This is a genomic window from Amycolatopsis sp. SID8362 (assembly GCF_010550475.1).
Lineage (GTDB): Bacteria > Actinomycetota > Actinomycetes > Mycobacteriales > Pseudonocardiaceae > Amycolatopsis > Amycolatopsis eburnea.
In genome coordinates, this window is the sequence record NZ_JAAGNB010000052.1 from 1 (window position 1) to 4,346 (window position 4,346).

Below are 4,346 nucleotides of genomic sequence, written 5' to 3' on the forward strand. Positions count from 1 at the left end.
CGGCCAGCTGGTCTTCGTCGCCGCGGGCGGCCAGGATCCGGCCCAGCTGGTCGAGTTCGGCGGCGCTGGGTGCCGCGGTGAGGTCGACCAGGCCGCCCCAGCGGTCGGCGTGCTCCAGCGCGAGGACGCGCCCGAGGCCCCAGAGCAGCGACTGCTCGATGCCGGGCAGCTCGTCGGCGGGTCCGGTGCGGACCGCGCCGCGGGTCAGCACCCACAACGGCGCGCCGATCCCGGCGTCGCCGAGGGCCTGGGCCAGGACGAGCGTCAGGATCAGCCCCGCCGGGCTCTCGGGGAACTCCGGGTGCGGCTGTTCGTCGGCTGCGAGCAGCGAGACGACGCCGTCGAACGGCCCGGTGAGGCGCTCGGCCAGTGCGGCCCGGCCGATGTCGGTGAGCACGAGGGTCTCGACGTCGGCGGTGCGGGCGAGCGCGTCGACGACGTCCTGACCGGAGCCGTCTTCGCCACGCACGACCAGCCAGCGGCCGGACGGCTTCGCGGCGGGCAGGTCGGCGGGCTTCCAGGTGATGCCGTACCACCAAGAGTCCACAGTGGACTCCAAGGTCCGGCGCCGCCGCCAGTTCGCCAGTGCCGGGAGGACTTCGTCGAGCGGGGTGTCGACGGAGACGCCGAGGGTGCCCGCGAGGTCGGCCGGGTCGGCGCGGTCGACGACGTCCCAGAACCGCGCGTCGGCGGGCGCGACCCCGCCGCCGTGGCCGTCTTCGGTGTGCAGCCAGAAGCTTTCCCGCTGGAAGGCGTAGGTCGGCAGGGCGACGCGGCCCGCACCGGGGAACGCCGGGGTCCAGTCGACCTCGACGCCGGCGCAGTGCGCTTCGCCCAGCGCCAGCTGGAACCGGGCGAGCCCGCCGTCGCCGCGGCGCAGCGTGCCCAGCGCGGTCGCGGTCTCGCCGATCGCCATGGTCAGCACGGGGTGCGGCGAGGCCTCGATGAACGTCCCGAAGCCGCGTTCGGTCAGCGCGCGGACGGCGTCGTCGAGCAGCACGGTGCCGCGGAGGTTGGTGTACCAGTACGTCGCGTCCAGCTCGGCGCCGTCGGCCCAGTCGCCGGTCACGGTGGAGAAGAAGCCCGTTTCGGCGGTCCGCGGGGCGATCGGGGCGAGCACGCCGAGGAGTTCGTCGCGGATCTCTTCGACCTGCGCGGAGTGCGACGCGTAGTCCACCGGGATCCGCTTGGCCCGGACGCCCGCGGTCTCGCAGGCCGCGATCAGCGCGTCCAGGGCCCGGGGTTCGCCCGAGACGACCACCGCGGCGGGGCCGTTCACCGCCGCGACCGAGAGGCCGTCGGTCAGCAGCGCCTCGACGGTCTCCCGTGAGGCAGCCACCGACACCATGCCGCCGCGCCCGGCCAGCGCCAGGATCGCCTTGCTGCGCAACGCGACCACGCGAGCACCGTCCTCAAGGGACAGCGCACCGGACACCACGGCAGCCGCGATCTCACCCTGCGAGTGACCCACCACCGCGTCCGGCACGACGCCGTAGGAGCGCCACAGCTCGGCCAGCGAAACCATGACCGCCCACAAGGCGGGCTGCACGACGTCGACGCGGGCCAGCGCGTCCACGTCGGCCAGCACGTCCCGCAACGACCAGTCCACAAAGGATGACAACGCGACCGCGCAGTCGTCCAGGCGGTCCGCGAACACCGGCGACGAAGAAGCCAGCTCCAGTGCCATCCCGGCCCACTGCGAGCCCTGACCCGGGAACACCAGCGCGACCTTTCCGGACTTCCCGGCCACCCCGGTGACCACGGAATCGTCGGGCGCGCCGGACGCGACCGCGGCGACCCCGCGGAGCAGTTCGTCCCGGTCGCGCCCGACGACGACGGCCCGGTGCTCGAACCGCGCCCGCGTCACGGCCAGCGAGTGGCCGACGTCGGCGAAACCCTCCACATCGGACAGCCGAGCCGCCTGCGCGCGCAGGGCTTCCGCCGTGCGACCGGAAAGGACCCACGGGACGACCGCGGGCACCGGAGCCGGTTCGGAAACCTCGGCCGGCGGTGCGGCTTCGAGGATCGCGTGCGCGTTCGTGCCGCTGATGCCGAAGGACGACACCGCCGCCCGGCGCGGGTGGTCGCGCTCGGGCCACTCGACGTCCTCGGCCAGCAGCCGCAGCGTGCCGTCCGACCAGTCCACTTCGGACGTCGGACGCTCGGCGTGCCGCGACTTCGGCAACGTCGAGTGCTGCAGCGCCAGCACGGCCTTCATGACACCGGCGACGCCCGCCGCGGCTTGCGTGTGCCCGATGTTCGACTTCACCGAACCCAGCCACAGCGGCTGTTCCGGCGACCGGCCCCGCCCGTACGTCTCCAGCAGGGCCTGCGCCTCGATCGGGTCGCCGAGCGGCGTCCCGGTGCCGTGCGCCTCCATCAGGTCGACCTGGCTCGCCGACACCCGGGCGTTGGCGAGCGCGTCGAGGATGACGCGCTCCTGCGACGGGCCGTTCGGCGCGCTCAGCCCGTTCGACGCGCCGTCGGAGTTGACCGCCGAGCCGCGCACGACCGCGAGCACCGGGTGCCCGTTGCGCTGGGCGTCGGAAAGCCGTTCCAGCACCAGCATCCCAGCGCCTTCGGCGGCGCCGAACCCGTCGGCGTCGGCGGAGAACGGCTTGCACCGGCCGTCCGGGGAAAGCGCTCGCTGCCGGCTGAGCTCGATGAGGATGCCCGGCGTCGCCATCACGGTCACGCCGCCGGCCAGCGCCAGCGAGCACTCGTCGCGGCGCAGCGCCTGCACCGCCCAGTGCAGGGCGACCAGCGACGACGAGCACGCGGTGTCGACGGTGACCGCGGGCCCCTCCAGGCCGAGGACGTACGCGATCCGGCCGGAGGCGACGCTGGTGATCGTGCCGGTGAGCAGGTGCCCCTCGACCGACTCGGGCACCTTGTGCGAACTCGGCACGTAGTTCTGCTGCATGGCCCCGACGAACACGCCGGTGCGGCTCGCCTTCAGCGTCCGCGGGTCGATGCCGCCGCGTTCGAGGGCCTCCCACGACGTCTCCAGCAGCAGCCGCTGCTGCGGGTCCATGGCGAGGGCTTCACGCGGGGAGATGCCGAAGAAGCCGGCGTCGAACCGGTCGGCGTCGTGCAGGAACGCGCCGCCGCGCATGGAGAACGTGCCGGGCCGCGACGGGTCCGGGTCGTAGAGCGACGCGAGGTCCCAGTCGCGGCCGTCGGGCAGCTCACCGATGACGTCCTCGCCGTCGGTCACCAGCCGCCACAACGCTTCCGGCGTCTCGATCCCGCCCGGGAAGCGGCAGCCCATGCCCACGATCGCGATCGGCTCGGTTTCCCGCGCCTCGAAGTCCCGCAACCGCTGCTTGGCCTGGCGCAGGTCCGCGGTGGCCAGCTTCAGGTAGTCGCGAAGCTTGTCCTCGTTCGACATGTGCCGTCAACTCCGTGCCTTGTCCGCGCCGCCGGGGTGGCGGCGCCGGCCCGATCCCGTCTCAGGACAGGTCGAGCTCTCGATCGAGCAGTGCGAAGATTTCGTCGTCCGACGCGGCGTCGAGCGGCGCGTCCCCGGCTTCGGGGCCGCCGGCGTCGTCCGCGCCGTCCAGCCGGAACAGCAGGTCGCGCAACCGGACCTTGACCCGGCCGTGCAGCGGCGGGCCGCCCGCGTCGGCGAACAGCGCCTGCTCCAGCCGGTCGAGGCCGGCGAGGACGTCGGAGTCCTCAGTGGACGGTTGCAGGGCGGCCAGCAGGTGCGCGGCCAGCGCGTCCGGGGTCGGGTAGTCGAAGACCAGGGTGGTGCGCAGCTTCAGCCCGGTCGCCTCGGCGAGCCGGTTGCGCAGCGCCACCGCCGTGAGTGATTCGAAACCCAGCTCGCTGAAAGCGTTGTCGCCGTTGATCGTCGTGTCCCGCCCGAGCACCTCGGCGGTGTGGTCGAGGACCAGGTCCAGCACCAGTTCCGCGCGGGCGGGCTCGGGCAGCTCGGCCAGGCGCGCCGCCAGCCCGGGAGCGGTGCGCGTGACCGGCTCGGCGTGCGGGGCCCGGACGTACTCCGCCGGCAGCGCCCCGAGGACGACGTTTTCGGCGGAGAAGACCGGCCGTCCCACGGTGTCGGTGGCCGCCACCGACACCGAGTCCGGTCCGGTGGCCCGCAGCCGGACCCGCAACGCCGGTGCCCCGGCCGTGTGCAGGGCCAGCCCGCTCCACGACGACGCCAGCCAGCCGTCGGACTCCGCCGCGGCGGGGAACAACGCGACCGCCTGGAGCGCGGAGTCCAGCAGCGCGGGGTGGACGCCGTAGCCCGCCCCTCCCCCGGCCTGCGTCGGCAACGCCACTTCGGCGAACAGCTCGCCGTCGAGCGACCAGGCGCCGGTGAGCCCGCCGAACTCCGG

At 74.0% G+C, this 4,346-nt stretch carries 2 protein-coding genes; both read right to left on the minus strand.

Annotated features, from left to right (window positions below; translation table 11 throughout):
* A partial coding sequence (locus G3I65_RS01435) for a type I polyketide synthase (RefSeq protein ID WP_160693976.1) occupies window positions 1–3,391 on the minus strand: 3,391 nt, incomplete at its 3' end.
* A 61-nt stretch (window positions 3,392–3,452) separates the two neighbouring features.
* Window positions 3,453–4,346, minus strand: an 894-nt coding sequence (locus G3I65_RS01440; RefSeq protein ID WP_203612252.1) for a phosphopantetheine-binding protein, incomplete at its 5' end; no start/stop codon positions are given.